Source organism: Paenibacillus sp. P4_A9, assembly GCF_056402415.1.
The window spans coordinates 25069-50052 of the sequence record NZ_JBFUHL010000017.1; the positions used below are offsets into that span (position 1 = coordinate 25069).

The following is a 24984-nucleotide window of genomic DNA, read 5'->3' on the forward strand; positions in this document are numbered from 1 at the left end:
GTACATTATCTGTAGCTATCTATTTCACCAAAGTACCCTTCGTTACACCCAACTGGTTCGTCGCCTTCAGCGAACGCCACACTTGCGTGCCGTTGATTTGACCATCGATCGCGCGGCGGTACAAATCGAGAATTTCCGTTACTTTCTCCGGTGTCTCTTCTAGGAACTCTACTCGGAAGGAGCGAATGCCCAAGTCCATGAAATGATTCAAATATTCCGCACCGGACTGATCTACCGCGTTGTACACGGTATTCCGGCAGCCTTCATCTACGCGCACGGGATGGGACATACCCACACGGTCCTGCAAGGACACACGTTTCTCCTCGCAAGGACGACCGCAGTTCGTGAAGTCTGTACCTTCGCTCAGGAACGTACAGTACACGCAGTGTTCAGTGTGGAACATCGGCATGTGCTGATGAATGACGACTTCGAGCTTGGATGTTTCTGCGCGACGAAGCAAATCAACCATCTGCTGAATGTTCAAATCATACGAAGGCGTTACCTTCGACAGACCCGCTTCCAAGAACAAAGTTGCCGCCTTATGGTTAGCAACATTCAAGGAGAAGTCACCAATCAACTGCGGTTGCGGTGCATCTGGATGCTCAAGACGATGCTTCAAGAAATAGAAAGCTGCGCCTGTATTCCGAATGAGAACCGCATCTGGCTTAAGCTTGAGTATATTGTTAAAATAGCCCGTTTCCCCAGGCATATGAATCCGCGGTGTCACTAGCGCGATCTTGCGTCCAGCGGCATGCACGGCTTCAACTGCAGCAGGGAACTGCTTAATAAATTCAAAATCAGCGTAAATCAAGCTGACATCAGTTTTCGCCAACACAGCCTTTACTTGCTCCAGGGTACGGCACAATGCAGTCAACTCGACCGCGCTGCGGTCCGCGGGAGATAATGCAGGTGCATTAACGGCGGTAACAGCCGCGTGATGCTCGGTCACCGAAGCAGGCACGTCATCATACACGCCGACTGCACGCTTGATGTACGCGCGCGGCTTCTGCCGCTCGTCTTCCATCAGCTCGACAGCCATGCGGCGCATGCTGTTCAGCTCACGCATTGGCACGATCAACGCGCCGTCTAGCTGGACATCCAGCTCGGCAAGCTCATAAATCGTGCCGCCCAGGCGACCGAACTGCTCGGTGAAGAGCTGTTCGTCCATAGGTCTTTTCTCCGCTTGAACCAGCGGAAGCTCGGATTGTACGAAGACGGTGTGACCGCCTTTTACATCCGTCCACCAGCTCTTGAGCGTCTCGCCAAGGACGCCGCTTACCTTCACGCTTACCGGGAATGTACGGTAAGGCTTGTCGGTCTCAAACGTCTGACGCAGACGTTTGTCCAGCGCTGGATCGTTCGTCTTCCAGATGCGGTCACCCACATGAAGACGGCCAAGCTCTACATCGTTGCGTCCCATGACGATCTCGATAAGTCCACCCTCGGCTTCGCCTTCGAGTTTCTCGCCTTTGCGGCGCAAATCGTAGATGCGCCCGCCTTCTTCCTTCTTCGTCGGGTCCCCCGCGTCGAAGACCAGCCCGTCACCACGCTTCAGCGGTGCTTCAAGCTCACAGATCACACCATCGCGCAGAATCTGCTTGATACGGCCCACGAAAACCCCGCGGCTCTTCGGAAACGTGCCGTCAACCAACTGCTTATTGTTGGTTCCTTGCAGGAATCCAACGGTAAATCCGCGTGAAAAGCTTTGCTGCAGCTCACGCACTTCCTCACGCGACGGACGAGCGTCCAGCCCATCAAAATAACGATCAATCGCTTTGCGATATTTGCTCACGACATTTGCTACATATTCAGGGGTCTTCAGACGCCCTTCAATTTTGAAAGAACGAACACCCGCTTCGATCAGCTCAGGTACGATTTCAATCGCCGCCAAATCCTTTGGCGACAATAGATACGTCACGTCACCCATCGGTTTTTGCACGCCATCCACCATCAGATCATACGGCAAACGGCAAGCCTGCGCGCATTCGCCACGGTTAGCGGAGCGGCCACCCCACATTTCGGAGGTTAAGCATTGGCCCGAATAGGACACACAAAGGGCACCATGCACGAAGACTTCCATTGGAAGCTTCGCTTGATCACCAATTTGTTTAATTTGTTTCAAGTTATTCTCACGTCCAAGAACGACACGTTCAATATCGAACGGTTTCGTAAATTCAACAGCCTCTGGCGATGTAATCGTCATCTGCGTTGAACCGTGAATCGGGAAATCCGGGGAGATTTCACGAATCATTTTAACCAAGCCCAAATCCTGCACGATCACTGCATCCACGCCTGCATCAACACACGCTTCAATTAACTGCTTCGCATCGTTCAACTCTTCCTCGAATACGAGAATGTTAAACGTCAGGAAGCCCTGCACACCATATAGATGAAGGAACGACATAATATCCGGCAGCTCCGCCATCGTAAAGTTATGCGCTCTCGCTCTTGCATTAAATTTCTCCACACCAAAAAACACGGCATCCGCCCCATTGGCAACAGCCGCTCGCAAACAATCCCAATCCCCCGCAGGGGCCAATAATTCTACATCTTCTCTGCGTATCGTACGCATGGCAGCAAATCCTTTCAATATCAATCCTCGGGTAACCCTCAAAGTCTTCTCTTTAGTGTAACAGAAACAATAGGTAGGAATCTAGGGCAGGGGATAACTGCACGCAAAGCCAATATCCGACAAAGCACTCCGTTTCCATGCCTTTATAAGTTAACAAACGTATCTATGAATGCTATAATGGCAAGGATAGTGACCTTTTTAGCAATCGAGGGATCCTTTTGAATTTGTCGAAAATCCGTGTACTTCAACTACTGATCGGGTTAAGCCTTGGCATTTTAGCTCTTGTGCTAATCTTTCTATTTTTGCCAAAAGTCGAGGAAACTAAGCTTCTTTACGCAACGAGCGGGGATACTTATGATACTGCTGCTTATAGTAATTTCGAGCAAACCTTACAAGCCGGCGTTCAAATTGATAGAAAGAGCTTGCTCCCGTCTTCAACTCGCCAGCTTCGTACCTACGACGCTTTGTACCTGGACCCCGCGCTAGCACAGGATGCTGCTTGGGCCAAGCAAGCGGATAAGCTGATCGCTTTCGTGAAGCAGGGTGGTCATTTGTTGCTCGAAAATGAGTTCGCTGACCGCTTTCCACTCGATTTCCTTGGTGCTGCAGGGCTTGTTGATTTGAAAAATGTGCCCCTAGGCAACTTAGCTTTAAAGCCTCTAACCGTAGACTCGCTGCTGTTCGGCTATCCACAGGTACCTGTTAATTTGCAGGGCATTCAGCAAACATTGCAATTGTTTACACAAAGCTATCTCCAACATAATTCCATGAACGATATGCCCGGATTTCATCTTGGATACGGCTTCACTCCTTCCACGGGACAATCCGTTGTCAACCTGCATAAATCGGTTGAATCGAAGCAGCCTATCTCCCTTGTCCTGCACAATCGTGTCGGCCAAGGTGCCGTGCTAATCAGCAGCAATTTCCTGCCGAACCGTTACTTCCCTACGGGCTATGACATGAAGAGCGGTGCGGATCTGAAGCTAGGCTTTGCTCAGCTAGCAGCGAAATACCAAGCGGAAAGCCCGCCGAAACCTGGAACGACTTACTTCAATAAAAGAGCGCTGCCGATTGAGCCTTATTTTAACTTTGCTTGGGCCGCAGCGAACATGCAATACCGCAGCGAACTGCTGGCTTATGTCTCTAAAGAAACGCTCGGCTTCAGTGTAAAGAAGAGCCTTGGCCCTTATGGCAGGCCGGCTATGGCTTTTCAGAATCATTTTGAGGCGATGCCGGCGTTCGGGCAAAAGGACGGCATTGCTTGGGCGGAGAAGCTCAAGGAATATAACGAGGTTCCCTCGTTTACGCTCGTGCGCAGCGCTTTCTACTGGGGGAAATGGCGCGAGAGCGTGACGGTGCAGCTGAACACAGGAACGAACGCGAAGCCGTCGTTCGTTGGTGAGCTGCCCGGCTCTGGCTACGCGAGCGGTCTGCATGTGATGGCTGCCGGCATTCCGCTAAGGCAAGCCACGTTTCCACAAGATCGCGATCTGGCGAGCGCGATTGAACTGCCGTACCGCGCGTACCCCGCCGCCGCGGATCTGAACGGCGACGGCCGCACGGACTTGTTGGCTGGCAGCAGTGATGGATTCGTGTATGTCTACACGAATCAAGGTCCAGATGCGGCGGCTTACGCAAGCGAGCCGCCGCCGAAGGGCATGGCGCTGCCCGACACGTTCGGCGCGCCTGCGAAGTTATTGCTGGAGAGCGGCGCACCGCTCCAGCTCAGCCCTTACAGTGCCGTTCACGCCGCCGACGTGAACGGGGACGGCCGCACGGACCTCGTCGTCTCCGACGAGTCCGGCGCGGTAAAGCTATTGCCGCAGCTCGCTAGCGGCAGGTTCGGACAGCCCGCGGCACTGATGACCGCGGGCGGGGACCCGCTGCAGCTGCCCGGAGGGCCTGCAGCCCCGAGCGTCGCCGATGTGAACGGCGACGGCAAGCTCGATCTCGCCCTAGGCGCAGCCGATGGGCGAGTGTGGCTGTACCAGGGCCGCAGCGCAGCGGCCCTGGATCTAAACCAAGGCAGCGTGATTGCGACGCTGCCCAACAGCGCCACGCACGCCGCGCCAGCGGTGCGTGATATGAACAGCGACGGCCGACCGGATCTCGTGGTCGGCAGCAGCGACGGGGACCTACAGGTGTTCCTACAAGGCACTGATAACAGCGCTTGGACGGCGATGGGTCCCCTCGCAGGGACAACCTTGAACCAAGTCGGCAACCATGCTTTGGTTGCTGGGCATTACTCGGTCCCTTTATGGCTGGATCTCAATCACGATGGCAATGACGATCTCATTGTGGGTGGTATCGAATTCGGATCTCCTGTGTCGATCGATGACCCGCACTTCCCATATAAAGCGGAATTAAACGAGTTCATTCAATATGCGCAGAAAAACCATTTACAACTAAATCCGCATACTTTTGTGCATAATTTTAAGAGTGCTGATGACGAGAGCACAGAGTTCAACCTCCATCAACAAGCGTTTGAGAAGCTTGGTATTCCTTGGTTACATCCGGGAACGAACCAACATACTTGGCGCGTCAATAATGAGGATCATGCTCAGACCTTGCTTACGGAAAAAGGAAAAGGCATGTGGTACAACTTCGGATTCTTACCTTCCGAATCACCTGTGCTCTCCCGTCCAGAATCGATCTGGTCGCTTCCATTTCTTTTACAAGATGAGAAGGGAAAAACCGACGCAACGATGCTCATTCATGCACCTACACCAGTCTTGAGGCCGGCGGGCGACAATGCGAACACCGATATCTTCGAGTCGATGGCGAAGTTAGATATGCCGATTGATTATTTCGAGCATATTGAGTACCATTTCCCTGACACTCAGAAGGTTGCCAGCTTAACGGAATTTGCTGAATACTTTGACAAACTTCGTACGAAGCATGATTATAACTTTATGTCCGAAACCCAGATGGCTCAATCCTTCCTAACCGCAATGCAAAGCGATGTTAAGATCAGTCAATCCTGGGGCTCCTACTTGTGGGATCGATTGAAGGATCGTCTTAGCGAAGGCAGTCCGCACTTCCATGCTACGCTGTCACCTGATTCATCGGGTGTTTCTAGTTTATCCGAGTCGTATGCCGATACCTTAGGGGTTATTATTGAAAAAGGGGATAAGTTAGCCCCCTACTCCCTGCAAAGTGATTCAGACATTTACACCACGATAGAGAACAAATTTTATCTAGGATTAGCGAAGAAAGCTGAAATTCGCGTAGGCTCTTCGGCCCAGCAGTTCCATGTTGTGCGTTCGAATGTCCCTTTTACCCTTACAAGTGAAGGAAGCAACTATGATTTGAAACTTGAATCTGCGGGTCTGCAGCAAGTCAAATTCTTTAGTCCTAGTGAGCTCAAGTTCGATGCTTCTGACGATGCTACAATTGTCTATGATGCTCCAACGAAGACTTACACAGTGACCCGCTACGGGGACATAACGACACTTACCTTTACCGGCCCTGTCGCGAATGCGCAGTAACCATATTAGTATTTACCTACTTTTATTGAAATCAGGAGGCTTCCCCCCATGTCTAATTTATTAGAAGAGCTAGAGCAGCATATTCGCGAGCGTTACGAAATTGCCGAGGATGACGATGATTTCGATGTTGATGTTCATTTATTCGATTATGGGTTCATTGATTCCGTAGGGGCAACAGCCCTCATCGCTCACATTGAGAAAACGTACAACCTGCAAGTGACGAATCAGGATCTCATGCTCTATCCCATGAACACGGTGAATGAAATTGCCGAATTTATTACTAAGAAGACTGCGAGGTAAGCAACTGATGAATACAGTTAAAATTTCGTTGGCGGGTTTAGCTGAAAGCCAGCACGGTCAAGTCAAATATGCCTCTGCTTTCGCAGATGAGCATATTCAAGAAATCGTTTTGATCGATGAACACATCATCATCACCCACAACTCACCAAACGGCGATAAGGGTATTACGGAACGAGTTGAGCGCCTTATTGAGCGTTTCTCCCATGGTGATTTCGGTTTTAAAGAAAATATTTTGTTCGAAAATAAAGTCGACACGCCGTATGAAGGCGACATTATTGCTGAGCTCGCTGAGCGTAAGGCGATTAAGGTGTTAGAGCCCGGTCTCTTCATTTTCCGTGAGCCTTTCTCCAGCTTGATGCGTTTTCTTGACTACTCGTTCGTTAGCAAAATCGCTAGACGTTTCGAAGGTGTGCAAGAGGAACAATATCCTGCGGTCATCAACAGTCATACGTTGAACAAAACGAATCATTTCACTTCGTTCCCAGAGCACATTCATTTCGTAACACATCTGCGTGAAGATCTCGATGTCATCGAAGCGTTCTCCCAAACTATCCGCGAAGCTGGCGGTTGGGACCAGGAGAAGCCATTGGCGCTGGATAACAACATGGTGAAGCCTAACTTCATGATGAACCCTTCCACGTGCTATCACTGCTATGAAGGGCTGGAGAACGAAACCTTGGAAGGCGACGGCATTGTCGTGACGGCAATTGCGAAATGTCATCGTTTCGAGTCCAAAAACCACTCCGACTTCGGACGCCTACTCGACTTCTCGATGCGCGAAATTATTTTCGTCGGTAAGCCTGAGTTCGTGAAAGAGAATCGCTTGAAGTCGATTGAATATCTCAAAGAATTGGCCGTTGAGTGGAACGTAGACAGCATGATGGAGATCGCGAACGATCCGTTCTTCACGAACGATTTCCAAGTGAAAGCATCCTTCCAACGTAACCAGGAGATGAAGTATGAGCTTCGCTTGAACATCCCTCATGTGAAGAAATCTATTGCCTGCTCCTCTGTCAATTTCCATAGCAACACATTCGGCAATGCGTTTAATATTAAAATGGGCAAACGTAACGCTGTTACAGGCTGCGTAGGCTTCGGTATTGAGCGTTGGGCGTTCGCGTTCCTCGCGCAGTACGGTCTCGATGAGCAGCAATGGCCTGCCACGTTCCGTGAGCAGTTCCACGCTTGGCAAGAGAAGGCTTTGTAATTCGCACTTTAATTACCCCAGGGTTCTCGTCCTATACGAACGAGTCCTTGGGTTTCATTTTAACCACTACGAAGATAATGAGTGATTCTATTGAAAGTAACTACTTTTCTTAAAAAAAACAGCTTTGCACTCGGCCTATTGCTCGCCATCGTCGTCTCCGACCTGCTCATCTCCTGGTGGAACCCGATGGCGTCTTCACGCCGTTTTTACAAAAACGACTTTACCAAAACGCTCTACCATCACAGCTGGTCCCACACGGGTCCGGTTTTCTTCGGTAATTCGGCTGTGACAGGCGCGTATATCGAAGAGAAGTCTGACGCCCATTTGGTTGAGATGGGGCTTTCTTACGGCAAGCTGACCGACTTAAAGGGAATCCTTAAGGACAACCTCTACCAGGTGAAAGAGGAGCTTGTCATCGGGATCGATGTGCATACCATGCTGGACCCTTTGGAAACGGATCCTACCTACCAGTGGTTCAAGCCATGGTACCAGCCTTATGTGTATACGTACCGTGATTACTTCCGTGATTCAGGCGTGGAATTTGCTCGCAATTTGAGCAAAGGCAGTCTTGCCTATGAGCCGCGTTGGATTGATAAGGAGTTGTACCCAGGTCGTAAGGACGACGCTGCCCTGAAGACCAAGTGGGACGACTACGATAAACGGTTCGGCGCCATGACCTTGAAGGATTTTAAGGACAATCTGGATGCCCTACAGTGGGTTCTCCAGTATGCCGATGAGCATGAGCTCGCGCTGCGTGTGATTTGGATGCCGTGGAACAAAGGCTACGCCGATCCGCCCTATGTGGCTTCACTGAGGGAAGCGGTCAATGACCAGCTTAAGGCAGCGAATGTTCCGACACTGGATCTCATGCATACTTATGAGCCGCGTTATTTCCATGACCTCGTCCACTTGAACCGCGAAGAGGGAGCACCGCTATTTACGAAGGAGGTTGACACATGGTTAAATTCCTTAGGAAAACCGTCGAAATCCTCATCTACCTCGTGATGCTTTACTTGGTTTTCATCTATTTTACCGGCAAGGGATTGTTCATTTATGAAAAGTTCTAAGATCAGTTCTAGCAAGCGAGGAGTTCTTTAGCTATGTTTTATATGCACATGAACGCGATGGTCGCGATGAGTGGCATGATTGCCGTTCTGATGCTCACCCGCAAGTGGGCGGATAATAAGCGCATTTTGATGATCATATTCAGCCTCTGCTTTCTACTGCTATTTAGTAAGAAGTTGGTCGTTTTCTATGCCGCTTTTACCATTATTAATTATTTCGGCTTTGTGTATCTTTGCCGTACGACGCTTTGGCGGAAAGCCACCTTTATTATGGGAATCGCCGCGAATATCGTGGGCGTCTTCCTCGGTGTTCGTTTTTTCGTTATGGGAGTTTTCAGCAATCCCTTGTTCGATGCCATCATCTATTTAGGTCTGATTTACAATGTTCTCAAAGTGATTGATTCGTATTATTTCGCTTATTTCTTTGGAAAAGAAGGCGAAGTGCCGGCCATTGATTATGCGAACTATCTCTTGTTCATTCCGACCTTTACGTCCGGACCGATCCTGAAATTCCGTGATTTCATGGCCGACAGCAAAAAGCCTTACACCGTAGATGCCAAGCTCTTTGAAGACAGTATTAAGCGAATTATTCTAGGCCTATTTAAAAAGATTGTCGTCGTAACCTGGATGACTGGAGTTTTCGACCACGTCTTGAAGCAGGAGCTTCACACGCATCAATCGTTATTTCTGTTAGTTTGGTTCTATGCGCTCATATATTTCGATTTCTCGGGCTATTCCGATATGGCCATTGGCTTTGGACGATTGATGGGCTATACGATGCCTGAGAACTTCAAAAAGCCTCTCTTCTCGCCTTCCATGACGCAGTTTTGGCGGAATTGGCATGCCACGCTGGGTGATTTTTTCCGAGATCACATCTTTATGTTCTTCTCACGCAAAACTCCTTCTGTCGGGCTAACCGCAAGCCTCTCCATCCTGATCATGGTGCTTATGGGCTTATGGCATGGCTTTACGTGGCTGTACTTCCTCTACGGGTTGTACCACGGCATTATTATTGCGGTCGAGAATATCTTCAAACTCACCACTGTGAATAAGAAAAAGGTATCCAAAACCTACTTCTACTTCCGTTGTTTCGTTACGCAAACACTGGTTACGTTCTCGGTCATTATTTACAGCTCGAATTATGATACGGTGCTTCGAATCTATAAAGGCTTGCTTCATTTTACTGGATGATAGTGGTATAATTTGATCTGATTCTTTTATCAATTATGGAGGTGTAATCGAATGAAGTTAGGCGTTTTTATGGTTCTTTTCGGTGGAAAACCTTTCGAGGAAGCGTTGGATTATATTGCTGCAAAAGGCTTGGAAGCTGTTGAGATTGGAACAGGTGGCTACCCAGGTAATACCCATTGCAACCCAGCTGAGCTGCTTGCTGATGCAGGAAAACTAAAAGCTTTTAAACACGCGGTAGAGTCCCGCGGCTTGACGATTAGCGCACTAAGTGCGCACGGTAACCCTCTTCACCCGCAAAAACACATCGCGAAAGAGTTTCACGATGCTATTATACAAACGATTGAATTAGCTGAGCGCCTTGAAGTCCCTGTTGTTAACACGTTCTCCGGCTGCCCGGGTGACCACGAGGACGCAAAGTATCCGAACTGGCCGGTAGCGCCTTGGCCGAATGATTTCCAAGAGATTTTGGACTGGCAGTGGACGAACAAAGTCATTCCTTACTGGCAAGAAACAGGTAAATTCGCTGCAGATCGTAATATCAAAATCGGTCTAGAGCTGCACGGTGGATTCTCCGTACATACGCCAGCTACCCTTCTTCGTCTTCGCGAAGCTGCAGGTGAAGTGATCGGCGCTAACTTGGATCCGAGCCACATGTGGTGGCAAGGAATTGATCCGGTTCAAGCGGTTCAAATCCTCGGTCGCGCTAACGCAATTCACCATTTCCATGCCAAAGATACATCGCATGATTACAATAATACGAACCGTTTCGGTGTAACTGACATGCAATCCTACGCGAACATGCTGGATCGTTCTTGGCAGTTCCGTTCTGTTGGCTACGGCCACGATATGAAGGTATGGGCAGACATCATCAGCGCATTGCGTCTGGTTGGTTATGACTATGTCGTTAGTATTGAACACGAAGACGGCTTGATGTCCGTTGACGAAGGCTTCTCCAAAGCCGTACAAAACCTACAACAAGTGCTCATCAAGGAACCTCTTGGTGAAATGTGGTGGGTGTGATATAAGACAAAAAGCCCGCAGGCTTCAAGATCTTACGATCTAAAGTCCAGCGGGCTTTTGTTTGCTTGTATGTACTACCAACCTTTGATCATGATAACATCCATGAAGAGGAATACGAGTAGTGATACAGTTGCAAATCCGAGCGCAAAGAGATTTCTTCTAGGGTTGATCAATTGTCGGATAACGGCAATACCAATAATCACTGTGAAGATCAACACATAGATATCAAAGCTTGTATACGTGCTTGTTGATGCTTCAGCTGCTTCTGCGAATAACATGGTGAAACCTCCTTATAGTAACTCGGTGCAAGGCACACGTCCTGCTATTTTAATACTATGTTAGCTCGATTGGACACGAGATGCAAGTAGTTGCATCGATGTGTAACAAGTTTGTCACCTTTTGTTTGGGTCGGGCGCACATTTTGGGGGCATAAGGTCCTGATTTCTTTAATTTCCCTCGTAGGTATAAAATGTCCATCTAGGCGACGATTTATAACTCTGCTCCTACCGAAGTTTCCATTCTATGTTTGACATCGATTTCCCGGTTTATGTACGACAAAGCCCGTACGGAGAGTACCGTACGGGCTTATATCGATTGACATTTAGGACCGTCCTTACACGGCTAACGCATCTTGGTGATCTTCAGCGTCCGGGAATTCGTTTAATCGGGCGTAGGCTAGCTCTTTTTCCTGCCATGCTAGAAATCGGAAAGGATCAATCCCTAAAGCAGATACAATTTCCTGAAGCTCTAACGTCAGTTTCATATTACTAGCCTCCACAACGTGAATTAGATTAGAACTGCTATATCTCTCAATCATCATGTCAATGGTTAGGTAGAGGGAGAGGGAGATGTTCACTGTTACTTACTATTATTATAGGCCTAATAGCATAGAAAAGGATAGAGGGTTAAATTGTCGAAGCCTGACTCATTCAATTAAGTATTAGCAAAATTCTATAATGACGATTCCACATAAATTTGACATATTCTGCTTACATAAGAAGACTGAAACGAAAAAAGCTTGGAATTGGCTTATGAAACACCAAATTCCAAGCTTTTTGTCGCTTTTTAACTAACGGAGCCTTCTAGGACATCCAATCGCTTTGCATAGTCCTCAGAGCGCACGCGATCCCGCTCGAGGATCGGCTTCAAGTACTGGCCGGTATAGGACCCGGCCACCTTCACGACTTCCTCAGGCGTACCTGCCGCCACGATCAAGCCCCCGCGGTTACCACCTTCGGGTCCTAGATCGATGAGGTGGTCCGCCGTCTTAATGACATCGAGGTTATGCTCGATGACAAGTACCGTCTCACCGCTCTCTACGAGGCGGTGAAGGACCTTCAGCAGACGATCGATATCATGGATGTGCAGCCCCGTCGTGGGCTCATCCAGAATGTAGATCGTCTTGCCTGTACTGCGGCGGTACAGCTCCGCCGCGAGCTTCACACGCTGGGCTTCGCCGCCTGACAGCGTGGTTGCTGGCTGGCCGAGGGTCATGTAGCCCAGGCCAACATCGAGAAGTGTATTCAGCTTGCGATGAATGCGCGGCAAGTTCTTGAAAAACTCGCAGCCGTCTTCAATCGTCATCTCCAACACTTCAGAAATGCTCTTGCCCTTGTACTTCACTTCCATCGTCTCGCGGTTGTAGCGTTTGCCTTTGCAGATTTCGCAAGGTACGTAAACGTCTGGCAGGAAGTGCATCTCGATCTTGATGATGCCGTCCCCGCGGCAAGCTTCACATCGGCCGCCCTTCACATTAAAGCTGAAGCGGCCTTTCTTGTAGCCGCGCACCTTCGCCTCGTTCGTATTCGCGTACACATCACGAATATCATCGAATACGCCGGTGTAGGTCGCTGGATTGGAACGTGGTGTACGTCCAATTGGGGATTGATCGATGTCGATGACTTTATCGACTTGGTCTAATCCGATTATTTCTTTATGCTCGCCCGGACGAACTTTGGCTCCGTTCAAATCACGGGATAGCGTTTTGAACAAAATTTCATTAATTAAGGTACTCTTGCCTGAGCCGGATACGCCGGTCACACAAGTGAATACCCCTAATGGTATTTTGGCTGATACATTGCGCAAGTTATTTTCCTTGGCGCCTTTCACTTCGATCCATTTACCATTCGGCTTACGTCTCTCAGCTGGAATCGGGATGAATCGCTTGCCGCTCAAATACTGACCTGTTAAGGAGTTCTCATCCTTCATCAGTTCTGTTGGTGTACCTTGGGCAATAACCTGTCCACCATGAATTCCGGCCCCAGGACCAATATCAATGATGTAATCTGCCGCCATCATCGTGTCTTCATCATGCTCAACAACGATAAGTGTGTTGCCCAGATCCCGCATATGCTCAAGCGTTTGAATTAATCGTGTGTTATCCCGTTGATGCAGACCAATACTCGGCTCATCGAGGATATAGAGGACGCCCATGAGGCTCGAACCGATTTGCGTAGCCAATCGAATACGCTGCGCCTCTCCACCTGACAAAGTGCCTGCCGCACGGTGCATCGTCAAATAATCTAGTCCGACATTCACAAGGAACCCTAGGCGTGCTCGAATTTCTTTCAGAATCAAATTCGAAATCGTCAGCTCACGCTCGTTCAAATTCAATCCTTTGAACCATTCTTCCGCTTCTCCGATGGAAAGGGAGGTTGCGTAGGAGATATTCTTACCATTGATCGTTACGGCAAGTGTTTCAGGCTTCAAGCGGTGCCCTTTACACTTCGGACATGGCTTCGTGCTCATGTAGGTCTGGATATGTTCGCGAATGCCCTCTGAGAAGGTATCCTTGAACCTGCGTTCCAAGTTGCGAATAATCCCTTCGAAAGGAACCAACGCTTCCTTGGAAGCACCCATATCGTTCTCATAGCGGAAACGAATTTTCTCTCCGCCGGTTCCATAGAGGATCACTTTCAATTGGTCGCTGCTGATCTCTGATACAGGTACATTACGAGGAATCCCATAGTGCTCACAAACGGCAGCTAGAAACTGCGGATAGTAATTGGACGTACTGCCTGCCCACGCTTCAAATGCACCCTCTTCGATCGTTAGCTTCATTTTAGGAACGAGAAGATCTGGGTCGACAATCATCTGACTGCCTAAACCATCACAATCCGGGCAAGCACCAAAAGGACTGTTAAAAGAAAACATCCTTGGCGCAAGCTCTTCGACACTGAATCCACATTCTGGGCACGCCAGGTTCTGGCTGAACAGCAGTTCTTCTTTATCCATAATATCCACGATGACGCGGCCATTCGCTAATTTCAGCGCTGTTTCAAGGGAGTCAGCCAGACGCGTTTGGACATCATCCTTGACCACGATACGGTCAACAACGACATCAATCGTATGCTTCTTATTTTTGTCGAGCTCAATTTTCTCTGAGAGGTCAATCGTTTCCCCGTTCACCCGTACCCGAACGAACCCTTGCTTCTGAACATCCACAAACAGCTTGGAATGCTCACCTTTGCGGCCGGAAATAAGGGGTGCGAGAATTTGAATCTTCGTGCGCTCCGGGTACTCCATAATGCGGTCCACCATTTGTTCTACGGTTTGCGCGGTAATCTCAATGCCGTGCGTAGGACAGTGCGGTCGCCCGATACGAGCGTACAATAGCCTTAAATAGTCGTAAATTTCCGTTACGGTTCCAACCGTGGAACGTGGATTACGGCTTGTGGTTTTCTGGTCGATTGAAATGGCTGGCGATAAGCCTTCAATTGAATCGACATCCGGTTTATCCATATTCCCAAGAAATTGACGCGCATAGGCAGATAGCGACTCCACGTAGCGCCGCTGCCCTTCCGCATAAATCGTATCAAAGGCCAGTGATGATTTCCCCGATCCACTCAAGCCCGTAAGAACAACGAACTTATCACGCGGGATGGTGACATCAATATTTTTAAGATTGTGAGCTCTAGCTCCTTTAATAACGATCTGATCTCTAGACACAGATACCCTTCCTCTCCTATGTGAAGCTGAACCCTAATCTAAGCATCAGCTTTCATTTCCATTATGGCGTCACGCAGCTGTGCTGCACGTTCGAACTGCAGATTCTTCGCAGCCTCTTTCATCTCAACTTCTAAGCGCTCAATGAGGGATGCTCGATCTTTCTTGGACATCTTAGCACCCTTCACATCAGCCAGATAGTCTGATTTCTGCTCTGCGACCTTGGTCGCCTCGATGACATCCCGGATTTTCTTAGCAATCGTCTGCGGGGTGATACCCAATCTCTCATTGTTAGCTTCCTGTAGCGCTCGACGACGATTGGTCTCCGATATCGCTTTCGCCATGGAATCGGTGATTTTATCTCCGTACATGATAACACGACCATCCGAATTACGCGCCGCACGACCAATCGTTTGAATTAACGAACGCTCGGAACGCAGGAAGCCTTCCTTATCCGCATCTAGGATAGCGACAAGCGAAACCTCTGGTAAATCGAGCCCTTCTCTAAGAAGGTTGATCCCGATTAGCACATGGAACGTCCCTAAACGCAAGTCCCTCAAAATCGACATCCGTTCAAATGTCTTAATATCCGAATGCAAATAACGCACCTTTATGCCAATTTCCTTAAAGTAGTCCGTCAGATCCTCCGACATCTTCTTCGTTAAGGTGGTCACAAGCACCCGCTCGTCTTTGCGAACACGATCATGTATCTCCGCGATCAGATCATCGATTTGACCTTTGGTTGGTCGAACCTCAATAATCGGATCCAACAGCCCCGTTGGCCGAATAATTTGTTGAATCATGGTCGGGCAATGCTCTAATTCATAAGGTCCTGGCGTTGCTGATATATATAAAATCTGACTGACCTTCTCTTCGAATTCCTCGAAACGCAGAGGACGATTATCCAAAGCAGAAGGAAGCCTGAAACCATGGTCTACCAATACATCTTTCCGTGCTTTATCCCCATTAAACATCGCGCGAATTTGCGGCAAAGTAACATGAGACTCATCCACCATGAACAGCATGTCTTCTGGGAAATAATCTATCAACGTATACGGCGTTGCCCCCCGCTCACGGAATGTCAGCGGTCCTGAGTAATTCTCAATACCTGAGCAGAAGCCCATCTCTTCCATCATTTCCATGTCATAGCGTGTACGCTGCTCCAAACGTTGGGCTTCCAGAAGCTTACCCTGGTCCTTCAGCTCGGCAAGCCGTTCCTCCAACTCCTGACCGATGTTCACGAGCGCACGCTTCATCGTGTCCTCATGCGTCACGAAGTGAGAGGCTGGAAAAATAGCAATATGATCACGCTGACCAATGATCTCGCCTGTGAGGACATTGATCTCCGTAATGCGCTCAATTTCATCGCCAAATAGCTCTACGCGTATCGCATGTTCACTATGCGAGGCTGGGAAAATCTCCACAACATCTCCACGTACACGAAACGTGCCGCGAACAAAGTTCAAATCATTGCGTTGATATTGAATATCTACGAGTCTGTGCAGAATCTCCGTGCGCGATTTCTCCATCCCTACTCGTAAAGAGAGCAGCAAATTACCGTATTCCATTGGTGAACCCAAACCGTAAATACACGATACGCTGGCAACAACAATGACGTCGCGACGTTCAAATAAGGAGCTTGTCGCCGAGTGACGAAGCTTATCGATCTCTTCATTGATGCTGGAATCTTTCTCGATGTAAGTGTCGGAGGAGGCAATGTAGGCTTCTGGCTGGTAGTAATCATAGTAACTAACGAAGTAGGATACCGCATTATGAGGAAAAAACTCTTTAAATTCGCTGCACAGCTGTGCCGCTAAAGTTTTATTGTGGGCAATAATCAAGGTTGGTCGGTTTAGTTTCGCTATCACTTGTGCTGCTGTGAACGTTTTCCCTGTTCCCGTTGCACCTAGCAGCGTTTGATGCCTGTTGCCGGCTTGTATGCTCTGGACGATCTCCTCAATAGCTTGAGGCTGGTCCCCTTGCGGCAGAAAATCTGATACAAGCTCAAATTTCTTAGAGCTCATGACGAGTTCACTCATCCATTATCACCCTCATTGTCGAAATAAATCGAACTTTTATCCTATAAACTTTCCCATTCGACATTCCGATATAGAAGTCTATGGAACTTTTTCGTACTTATATGAAGGATTGCAAATAACTATCCAACATAAGAATGTTTGTTCTCGTTTTGTCATTATACTATTTTTAAATCATGGATGCAAACAGCTTTATCTGTTTTAGCCTTACACAAGGCGGCTTTGGCGTGTCTTGGACCCTATTCTTCGTATGCTAATTAGGAGTGGTAAAGTCATGGATTTGACAACAGTATTAGGTTTACTATTAGGTCTTGTAGGTTTAATCGGCGGATATATGTGGGATGGCGGTCATGTCAATTCTTTGATCATCCCCAGCGCCATGCTTATCGTGTTCGGCGGAACCTTCGGTGCAGTTGCCGTGAGCTTTCCTAGCTCTATTTTAGCCAAAATCCCCAAAGCACTCGGCATTGCCTTCAAGCAAGTCAAAAGAGATCCTGCAGCAACCATAAACGAAATTGTTGATATGGCCTCCATCGCTCGCAGAGAAGGTGTACTTGCCCTGGAGCAACGCGCTCAGGAGCATGAGAACCCGTTCCTCAAAGACGGATTGCTGATGGTTGTAGACGGAACAGATCCTGAGCTGACTAGACAAATTCTAGAACTCGAAATGGACGCCATCGAACACCAAGTTAATAATATGTCAAAGGTATTCGAAGCCGGAGGCGGATATGCGCCAACGATGGGAATCATCGGTACGGTCATGGGACTTATTCACGTTCTCGGTAATCTAGAGGAACCTGCCACGCTTGGTCCTGCCATTGCCGTAGCCTTCACTGCTACTCTCTATGGAGTTATGAGCGCCAACTTGGTTTATTTGCCCATCGCTAACAAAATCAAAATCCGCGGTAAAGAAATGGTCAATGAAATGGAATTGATGCTAGAGGGCATCCTTGCCTTACAAGCCGGTGAAAACCCGCAATTGATTAAGAAAAAACTGAACTCCTTCCTCCACGATAAATCAGAGAAAAAAGCCGTAGAGGAGGATGAATTTAATGGCGAGGCGCGGTAAAAAGCACGAAGAGCATGTTAATCATGAAAGATGGCTCATTACTTATGCTGACTTAATTACGCTGCTGCTTGTTTTTTTCATTATTATGTATGCGATGAGTAAAGTTGATGTTCAAAAGTATTCCGTATTGGCACAAGCCTTAAACCTCCAGTTCCAAAAAGCGGACTCCGTCTTGGACAGAAATCATGGTATCAGCGGTTCCATGAATCCCACACAGGGCAACGCGGATAGCCCGGACAAGGATCTTCCGAATAAGAATCCAGTTGATAAGGAAGAAAAAGACGACAAGACGAAGCCTGAAGACAGCGAGAAAGAAAAGCGCGAGAAAGAGCTTCAGGATCTTCTGAAACAAGTACAAGCCTATATTAAGGATCAAAATTTAGAGGCGCAAGTATCCGCCAAAGATACGGATCGCGGTGTGGCGATCACGCTCAACGATTTATTCCTGTTCGATTTGGGTAAAGCGGATCTGAAGGCGCCATCCCTCCCGATTCTGCAAAAGCTGGCTTCGCTCTTCCCATCACTAAAAAGTAAGGTCAGCATTGAAGGTCATACGGATGATTTACCGCTTGCTCCCGGGTCTCCTTATAAGGATAACTGGGGACTCTCGTTTGCCCGTTCCCTTTCCGTGCTTCGCTATTTCAGCGATACCGCTAAACTGGACGATCACAAATTCATTGCCACCGCCTATGCAGATACCATGCCCCAAGTGGCCAACTCGAGCGATGCGAATCGCAGTAAAAATCGCCGCGTCGAAATCATTGTTTTAAGGAACGATATTGCTCCAACAACGCCAGTACAATAATTCATCCGTCATTTAGAAGCCCTATATCCACTACATTGTGGAGATAGGGCTTTGTTGTGTTCCAAGTGAAATAAGAGCCGTCCTCTCCGTAGATTTCTCTACCCAGAGGACAGCTCTTTCTCACAATGACTTCGTTGAATTATTCGGTAATAACCCCGTTAATTTGCTTCGCAAATAGCTAAACAAGTGTATCGGACGCTGCTCCAAGAAGTACAGCACATCCTGATCCGGTGCCAATAGAATGCCCAACTGATGATGATCGCCGGCAAAAATACCTCGCTTCAAGAAGCGAACTTCTCCTTGATCGTTCAACACTTCCAGTCGGCAGAAGGCCGAGTTGATCCCCATGGCCGCGTGCAAATCGGTCTTCGACTTGATTTTGTACCCATTGACCTTGTGGATGATCTCGCCGACGCCAATGCCTAGCCCTTGGGCAGGGCTGTTCGGTACAACCGAAAGCACCATGAGCCCGCGCTCGGAGTGAATGTAGAAGGGCGTCTGCTTCGCTTCTACCCACTGGTTATAGAGCAGCAGCCCTTCGTGAAGGGCTATGCTAAGAATAGCGCCTAGCAGCACCAGCGGCGACCAGTAGTGGGCAACAACTGCTGCACCTAGCAGGATGAGTCCGTACACGTAGAGCAAGTTAGCGCTGAAGCGAGCCTGCTTCTTCGGTAGCTTCGAAATCGTCAGCTCCGTGAAACCAATCATCGCTGGGAACGCGAGCATTGTCCAGCCTGCGCTCAGATTGGAAGCAAACAAGGTTTGCCACGGCAAGCCAAGCTCACTTCCGCCTGCCATCGGCACTAAGAGAAACAACGGGACTGGCCAGAAGCCTTGCAGCTGTTGCCCGCCAATCATTTGCCCGCGCTTTCCTTCAAGGAACAGCGGCGTGGCCATTCTCGCCCCTTGGAAACCAACGAGTACACCCTCTAAGAGGTGCAGCACGCCTACAATCACCAACAGAGATGGGATATCTGCACTCGCAATGGTTTCGAGAATCGCGTAGGACTCGCGTAGACTCGCTTCATTTGGAAACCAAGAGAAAATCACTTGTACAATTCCCAGAATCCCTACTGCATAAGCTAAGCATAGGAATCGGATGCGGAATATCATCAGTACTACCGTGACGATCCAGAGCACGATCACCACATTTAGTTGTATGTTTATTCCGACGAAAAAGAGCAGAACCGAGGCTCCCAGCCCGCCTACCCAGCCCCAAAGCACCACACGCCACGTTTCATTCAATAAGGAATGAAGACGCGTGTGAAACAGCTTCCGTTCTAGTTGGATTTGCTTTCTGTAATGCAAAACAATAAATACAATGCCTATATAGTAGAAAGGATTCGCAAACAACTGCCCCACAGCCAGCAGCATTCTGTCCAATAATTGAAACCACACATCCATACGAATCTAGGCTCCTTGATGAAAAGAAATAGGAAGGCCGCCTAAGCAACCTTCCTACACTATTTCGACTGTTAATGCTCATTTCCTGCCGCTCTGAACAATTTCCATTAACTAACGGTCATTATTTCCCGAGTTGCTTCTGAATTTGAAAGACAGCCGCTTTCAATTGCGAATCGTTCTTCGGATCGCGGATTTGTGCTAAAATCGTTTTTTCGATTTTGGCCGCTGTATCCGTATCTACCTCACCAGTGACTGGCAGGTCATTCGTCCGTTGGAACGCTTTGACGGCCAGCGCTGTTTTGTCATTGAAATAGCCATCCGTCCGCTCCGGATTGAAACCAATACCAGCAAGCATCAGCTGCAAATTCTTCACATCATCGCTGTTGCTGTCTTGTTTTAATACCTCTTTCTTCGTAAGCGGCGCTGCCTTGAAGTAAGCCGGTTGCTCGATCGGGATATCCGGCGTAATGCCTTTTTTGTGAATCCAGTTACCATTTGGCGTAAGCCATTTGTACACGGTCATCTTGATATTGCTGCCGTCGCCCATTTCCTTCTCGAACGTCACTTGAACCGTCCCTTTTCCGTAGGACGTTTCCCCCACTATTTTACTGCCCACCGCTTCTTGGAACGCGCCTGCTAAGATCTCCGATGCGCTCGCGCTTCCTTTATTGATCAACACGGTGACTGGATAATTCTTACCTTTACCTGTGGAAGGTGTCGGCTCTCGCTTTCCGTCACGATTCTCCACTTGAAGGATGGATGCCCCACTCTTCACGAATGGATTCACGATATCAACAACGACGTTCAGTAGACCGCCTGGATCGTTACGGACATCGATGACAAGTCCCTTCATCCCTTTGGCCTCAAGAGTTTTCAATTCTTCTGCAAAACGTACTGCTGTATTCGAAGAGAACTGACGAATCTCAATTTTACCAATCTGATCCTGCATCATTTCACCGTATACCGTTTCGACATCAATATTGTCTCTAACTACGATGACTTGCACCGGATCTCCTGTGCCTTGACGCAATAAATCTAGCTTAGCTTGCGTACCCTTCGGTCCGCGGATTTTCATAACCGCTTGATTTAAGGTAAGCCCGTCCAATTTATCGCCATTCACAGAGAGGACGACATCTTTGGATTGAATCCCTGCTTTTTCCGCAGGTGAGCCCTTAATTGGTGATACAATGACGAATTTACCATCCTCGAGCGATACCTCAGCCCCGATGCCTTGGAAGGAGGATGTAATACTCTCGTCGAACTGCTTCGCTTCCTTCTGATCCATATAAACGGAAAACGGATCTTCTAATGATTCCAACATCCCATTAATAGCCCCGTTAACCAGTTGATCATGATCAGGCTGCTTCAAATACTTGCTTTCAATCAGCTGAAACGTGGTTGCGATTTTGTTTAAATCCTTGCTTGAGAGACCAGACGAAGCGGATACCGAAGTAGCTGTCCCACCCGTTGTTTGTTCTTTCTGTCCCCAAGTGAAGGATGGATCTACAATCGTTAATGTAACAATGCTGCTTGCAAACATAGCTAACAAAACAAATACGATGACCGTGCGACCTTTGAATTGCAAAGCGAAATTCACATCCTTTTTCCAAAAACCGAATTTGAGTTGGCCTGCTATAGTATATGACAAGCCCCTCTATATTTATGAAAAAACCTCCATCGAAGTCATTCAAGGATGAGCGACCGCGTTTAAGCGGAAGGTTTTATCGCCAATAAGAAAGCCTATTTTCGGGAACCGAAAACTTATGCTTTCTTATGTGGTTACCAGTTTGTCCTATCTTAGGTACGGTTTTGGATCTTTTGGTACTTCATTCAATCTGACTTCAAAATGTAAGTGATTGCCTGTCGACTGTCCTGTGGAGCCCACGCCAGCAATTTTCTGACCGCGCTTCACTACATCGCCGACTTTAACATAAATCCCTTCGTTCATAATATGGCCATATAGCGTCCACAAACCATTCCCATGGTCCACAATAATACAGTTGCCGTAGCCATTCATCCAAGAGGCATAGATGACAGAACCATTTTCCGCAGCTAGGATTGGCGTACCTTTTGCTGTCCCTAAGTCAATGCCTTTATGGTTCTCAGCCTTCTTGGTAATAGGATTGATCCGAGCAATAAAGTCGGAAGTGATAGGTGCTTGTACGGAGAGTGGGTACCCAAGCTTGCCACCTGCATAGGTAAAAGGTGATTTCGCGTTGGCAGCTGCCCGCTTCTTCGCTTGCAAATCCGCCTCTTGCTTCGCCAGCTGCGTAATCATCTTATCGCTTTCTTCCGAAATCTCCTCAAGCTCTCTCTCTTGCTTAGTAAGAGAAGCAATCTTCACTTCTTTCGCCTTTTCCTTCGCTTCCAGGTCGTCCCGCAGCGCATCTGCTTCCGCGTATAGTCCCTTCACATTCTCAAGCTGCTTCTCAGTATCAGCCTTCTTCTGCATGACCGTCTCTTTATCTTTCATATTGGACTCTAGTATCTCTTTATCTTGATTGACAATAGATTTCAAAGCTTCGACCCGATTCAAGAAATCAGAGAAGCTCGTTGCGCTCAGCACTACGTCCATATATGAAACGAAACCGTTCATATACATCAAGCGAACGCGGGATTTCAACATATTATCGCGGCTTTCCACACGTGCCTCGGCTTCATCCAATTGCTTGGCGCTCGCTTCCAGGGCGCCCGACACTTGGTCAATTTGTTCATTCAGCTCTGCCAACTTTTTGCTGGCTTCATTGACCTGGTTGACAAGGGCGTTCATATCCTTCGTCGTTTGGTCTTTCTCTGTTTGAACCTTCGTAATTAGATTATGGGCATTATTCGCTTTCTGCTGCGCTTCCGCCTTCTGCTTCTTGAGCTGCGTTAACTGCTGATCGATCTTCTCCGTTGACGTAGCGGCATAGCTCGCTGCATGTGGAATAGTAAGCGATATGGCCATTCCTAATGTCAACACGACAGGTAGAATCTTCTTCTTCAAGCACGTAGCCTCCCCATTTTCAAGCGTTTTATGCTGCATATATGGTTTGAATCTCTTACGTTCTGAATCTACAAATCTATGAATCTTTGAAAATGGAAAAAGAAAAAGAAGATGAAAAAGGAGGCAGAGGAACACTCTACCCCAATTTCAATCAAGATTACTTTTAAACGCGGAGGAATTTGCGGACGGAGATGAGTGAACCCCATACTCCGATAACAATACCTAGACCGATCAACAAAACAGTCATCGTTGGCGCAATATTCTCGAAAGGTGTTAATTTAATCATCAATAAATTCAAATTCAATGAGCTCAAGTTTAGCAATTTCCAATAACCTGCAAGAATAATTGCGGTTGGGACAGCAGATCCAATGAAGCCAAGTAACGCACCTTCTATGAAAAACGGCCAACGAATAAACGAGTTCGTCGCACCCACGAGCTTCATAATCGAAATTTCACGTTTTCTAGCCAAGATCGTAATTTTGATCGTATTCGCGATGAGGAATACCGCTGTAAAGGAAAGCAACACAACGATACCAATACCGATCCAGCGAGCAATCTTCGTCACTTTAAACAGCGCTTCTACGGTACCTTTGCCGTAATTCACCTTATAAATCGGCTTGGGATCCTTGCCGATGTTAAGCGCAGAGATTTGGTCGGCAACACTGGCAACATTTCGCGGGTCGTCTACTTCAATCGTGAACGCATCGTTCAACGGATTGTTATCCCCCTCGAAACCATCTAAAAGTGCCTTGCCACTATCGCCAAGCTTTTCTCGCAAATAAACAAGTCCCTCTGCTTTTGAAACGAATTTAATCGTTTTCACTTCCGGGATTGCTTGGATTTGCGTTTGGAGCGTCGTGATTTGGTCCTGAGCGGTGTTAACCTCCAGATACACATTGATCTCGACCTGCTGCTCAATTTGTGTAGCTACATCATTCACATTTAAAGTTATCAGTACGAAAACACCAAGAATAAATAGGGAAATCGCGATGGAGCTAATCGAAGCGAATGTCATCCAACCATTTCGCACGACATTTTTCGTACCTTCTCGCAGATGTCGAGAAACTGTACTAATCTTCATAGCCGTATTCCCCCCGTAATTGATCCCGAGCAATAAGGCCATTCTCAATCGCAATCACGCGCTTACGCATCGTATTTACGATTTCTTTGTTATGTGTAGCCATGACAATCGTTGTTCCGCGGAAATTAATTTCCTCCATCAATTTCATGATGCCCCATGATGTTTCAGGATCCAAATTCCCTGTCGGTTCATCGGCGATAATGACGGATGGACTATTTATTATTGCCCGGGCAATGGCAACACGCTGCTGCTCGCCGCCAGATAACTGCGATGGTAATGAGTTTGCCTTATCCTTCAGCTTAACAAGCTCAAGGACTTCCATGGTGCGTTTCTTGATTTGCTTTTTAGGTGCCTCAATAACTTCCATGGCGAAAGCTATATTTTCAAAAATATTTAATTTCGGTAGCAAACGATAATCTTGGAAAATAACGCCTATATTCCGACGTACATAGGGAATTTTGCGTTGTTTTAGTTTTTCTAAATTAAAACCATTTACGAATATTTGGCCTTTGGTCGGTCTTTCTTCTCTATACATCAACTTCATGAAAGTAGATTTACCTGCGCCTGAAGGTCCAACCACATAGACAAATTCATTGCGGTCCACTTTTACATTAATTCCTCTTAATGCATTAGTCCCGTTGGCGTATGTTTTCCATACGTCCTGCATTTCGATCACAATATCACATCCTAATTATATAGATAGCCTATATCCATTCGACACAAAAGGTGAAAATCCTTCTAAATCCACTTTGAAATTCATGGGGAATACCGTCATTATACCATGGTTTGTACATATTTTAGCCGAAACAGGATTCT

Annotated in this window: 18 protein-coding genes; 8 read left to right on the plus strand and 10 right to left on the minus strand. The window is 47.7% G+C overall.

Annotation, left to right across the window (positions count from 1 at the left end):
- Positions 1–19 precede the first annotated feature (19 nt).
- Positions 20–2572, minus strand: a complete 2553-nt coding sequence (locus AC1DVJ_RS13940) for a U32 family peptidase (RefSeq protein ID WP_477591599.1) — start codon at positions 2570–2572, stop codon at positions 20–22.
- A 218-nt stretch (positions 2573–2790) separates the two neighbouring features.
- Here AC1DVJ_RS13940 and AC1DVJ_RS13945 point away from each other — a divergent pair, with 218 nt between their 5' ends.
- From AC1DVJ_RS13945 to AC1DVJ_RS13970, 6 genes are all read left to right on the plus strand, one after another.
- Positions 2791–6060 (plus strand): FG-GAP repeat domain-containing protein, encoded by a 3270-nt coding sequence (locus AC1DVJ_RS13945; RefSeq protein WP_477591601.1) that lies wholly within the window; start codon positions 2791–2793, stop codon positions 6058–6060.
- A 48-nt stretch (positions 6061–6108) separates the two neighbouring features.
- Positions 6109–6360, plus strand: coding sequence for an acyl carrier protein (locus tag AC1DVJ_RS13950; RefSeq protein WP_477591603.1), 252 nt, complete (start codon positions 6109–6111; stop codon positions 6358–6360).
- Between the two features lie 7 nt (positions 6361–6367).
- The gene (locus tag AC1DVJ_RS13955; protein WP_477591604.1) at positions 6368–7567 is read left to right on the plus strand and encodes a class-II aminoacyl-tRNA synthetase family protein; all 1200 of its coding nucleotides are present in this window, start codon (positions 6368–6370) and stop codon (positions 7565–7567) included.
- A gap of 81 nt (positions 7568–7648) precedes the next feature.
- Positions 7649–8572 carry a hypothetical protein gene (locus AC1DVJ_RS13960; protein ID WP_477591606.1) on the plus strand — a complete coding sequence of 308 codons (924 nt, stop codon included), beginning with the start codon at positions 7649–7651 and terminating at the stop codon, positions 8570–8572.
- Positions 8573–8667: 95 nt separating this feature from the next.
- Positions 8668–9822 carry an MBOAT family O-acyltransferase gene (locus tag AC1DVJ_RS13965; protein ID WP_477591608.1) on the plus strand — a complete coding sequence of 385 codons (1155 nt, stop codon included), beginning with the start codon at positions 8668–8670 and terminating at the stop codon, positions 9820–9822.
- A gap of 51 nt (positions 9823–9873) precedes the next feature.
- The gene (locus AC1DVJ_RS13970; RefSeq protein WP_477591610.1) at positions 9874–10842 is read left to right on the plus strand and encodes a sugar phosphate isomerase/epimerase family protein; all 969 of its coding nucleotides are present in this window, start codon (positions 9874–9876) and stop codon (positions 10840–10842) included.
- Between the two features lie 74 nt (positions 10843–10916).
- Here the strand turns inward: AC1DVJ_RS13970 and AC1DVJ_RS13975 are convergent, their stop codons facing one another.
- The 4 genes from AC1DVJ_RS13975 to uvrB all read right to left on the minus strand — a co-directional run bounded on the left by AC1DVJ_RS13975 (position 10917) and on the right by uvrB (position 16826).
- On the minus strand, positions 10917–11120 hold the full coding sequence (locus tag AC1DVJ_RS13975; RefSeq protein ID WP_477591612.1) for a hypothetical protein: 204 nt from the start codon (positions 11118–11120) through the stop codon (positions 10917–10919).
- 335 nt (positions 11121–11455) lie between these two features.
- Positions 11456–11605 carry a hypothetical protein gene (locus AC1DVJ_RS13980; RefSeq protein WP_477591614.1) on the minus strand — a complete coding sequence of 50 codons (150 nt, stop codon included), beginning with the start codon at positions 11603–11605 and terminating at the stop codon, positions 11456–11458.
- A 302-nt stretch (positions 11606–11907) separates the two neighbouring features.
- Positions 11908–14790, minus strand: coding sequence for an excinuclease ABC subunit UvrA (uvrA, locus tag AC1DVJ_RS13985; RefSeq protein ID WP_477591615.1), 2883 nt, complete (start codon positions 14788–14790; stop codon positions 11908–11910).
- A 38-nt stretch (positions 14791–14828) separates the two neighbouring features.
- Positions 14829–16826 carry an excinuclease ABC subunit UvrB gene (gene uvrB / locus AC1DVJ_RS13990; RefSeq protein ID WP_477591617.1) on the minus strand — a complete coding sequence of 666 codons (1998 nt, stop codon included), beginning with the start codon at positions 16824–16826 and terminating at the stop codon, positions 14829–14831.
- A 271-nt stretch (positions 16827–17097) separates the two neighbouring features.
- Between uvrB and AC1DVJ_RS13995 the strand changes: the two genes are divergently transcribed.
- Positions 17098–17892 carry a flagellar motor protein gene (locus AC1DVJ_RS13995; protein ID WP_477591619.1) on the plus strand — a complete coding sequence of 265 codons (795 nt, stop codon included), beginning with the start codon at positions 17098–17100 and terminating at the stop codon, positions 17890–17892.
- Entirely contained in the window at positions 17876–18697 is an 822-nt protein-coding gene (locus AC1DVJ_RS14000; RefSeq protein WP_477591621.1) for a flagellar motor protein MotB, read from the plus strand. The genes AC1DVJ_RS13995 and AC1DVJ_RS14000 overlap by 17 nt, the downstream gene beginning before the upstream one ends.
- A 120-nt stretch (positions 18698–18817) precedes the next feature.
- On the opposite strand, the gene AC1DVJ_RS14005 is transcribed toward AC1DVJ_RS14000, so the two are convergent.
- The 5 genes from AC1DVJ_RS14005 to ftsE all read right to left on the minus strand — a co-directional run bounded on the left by AC1DVJ_RS14005 (position 18818) and on the right by ftsE (position 24844).
- Complete coding sequence (locus AC1DVJ_RS14005; protein WP_477591623.1) at positions 18818–20101, minus strand: serine protease; 1284 nt, start codon at positions 20099–20101, stop codon at positions 18818–18820.
- 121 nt (positions 20102–20222) lie between these two features.
- Positions 20223–21686 carry a S41 family peptidase gene (locus AC1DVJ_RS14010; RefSeq protein WP_477591699.1) on the minus strand — a complete coding sequence of 488 codons (1464 nt, stop codon included), beginning with the start codon at positions 21684–21686 and terminating at the stop codon, positions 20223–20225.
- A 207-nt stretch (positions 21687–21893) separates the two neighbouring features.
- A complete protein-coding gene (locus tag AC1DVJ_RS14015; RefSeq protein ID WP_477591625.1) occupies positions 21894–23087 on the minus strand; it encodes a murein hydrolase activator EnvC family protein in 1194 nt (397 codons plus the stop codon).
- Positions 23088–23250: 163 nt separating this feature from the next.
- A complete protein-coding gene (gene ftsX, locus AC1DVJ_RS14020; RefSeq protein WP_477591627.1) occupies positions 23251–24168 on the minus strand; it encodes a permease-like cell division protein FtsX in 918 nt (305 codons plus the stop codon).
- Positions 24158–24844, minus strand: coding sequence for a cell division ATP-binding protein FtsE (ftsE, locus tag AC1DVJ_RS14025; RefSeq protein WP_477591629.1), 687 nt, complete (start codon positions 24842–24844; stop codon positions 24158–24160). The genes ftsX and ftsE overlap by 11 nt, the downstream gene beginning before the upstream one ends.
- Between the last annotated feature and the right edge of the window lie 140 nt (positions 24845–24984).

Excerpts from the sequence above, each read along its gene's own strand:
- AC1DVJ_RS13940 (WP_477591599.1), bottom strand. The coding sequence starts at position 2,572 with ATGCGTACGATACGCAGAGAAGATGTAGAATTATTGGCCCCTGCGGGG.
- AC1DVJ_RS13950 (WP_477591603.1), top strand. The coding sequence starts at position 6,109 with ATGTCTAATTTATTAGAAGAGCTAGAGCAGCATATTCGCGAGCGTTAC.
- AC1DVJ_RS13955 (WP_477591604.1), top strand. The coding sequence starts at position 6,368 with ATGAATACAGTTAAAATTTCGTTGGCGGGTTTAGCTGAAAGCCAGCAC.
- AC1DVJ_RS13965 (WP_477591608.1), top strand. The coding sequence starts at position 8,668 with ATGTTTTATATGCACATGAACGCGATGGTCGCGATGAGTGGCATGATT.
- AC1DVJ_RS13970 (WP_477591610.1), top strand. The coding sequence starts at position 9,874 with ATGAAGTTAGGCGTTTTTATGGTTCTTTTCGGTGGAAAACCTTTCGAG.
- AC1DVJ_RS13975 (WP_477591612.1), bottom strand. The coding sequence starts at position 11,120 with ATGTTATTCGCAGAAGCAGCTGAAGCATCAACAAGCACGTATACAAGC.
- AC1DVJ_RS13980 (WP_477591614.1), bottom strand. The coding sequence starts at position 11,605 with ATGAAACTGACGTTAGAGCTTCAGGAAATTGTATCTGCTTTAGGGATT.
- uvrB (WP_477591617.1), bottom strand. The coding sequence starts at position 16,826 with ATGAGTGAACTCGTCATGAGCTCTAAGAAATTTGAGCTTGTATCAGAT.
- AC1DVJ_RS13995 (WP_477591619.1), top strand. The coding sequence starts at position 17,098 with ATGGATTTGACAACAGTATTAGGTTTACTATTAGGTCTTGTAGGTTTA.
- AC1DVJ_RS14000 (WP_477591621.1), top strand. The coding sequence starts at position 17,876 with ATGGCGAGGCGCGGTAAAAAGCACGAAGAGCATGTTAATCATGAAAGA.
- AC1DVJ_RS14005 (WP_477591623.1), bottom strand. The coding sequence starts at position 20,101 with ATGGATGTGTGGTTTCAATTATTGGACAGAATGCTGCTGGCTGTGGGG.
- ftsX (WP_477591627.1), bottom strand. The coding sequence starts at position 24,168 with ATGAAGATTAGTACAGTTTCTCGACATCTGCGAGAAGGTACGAAAAAT.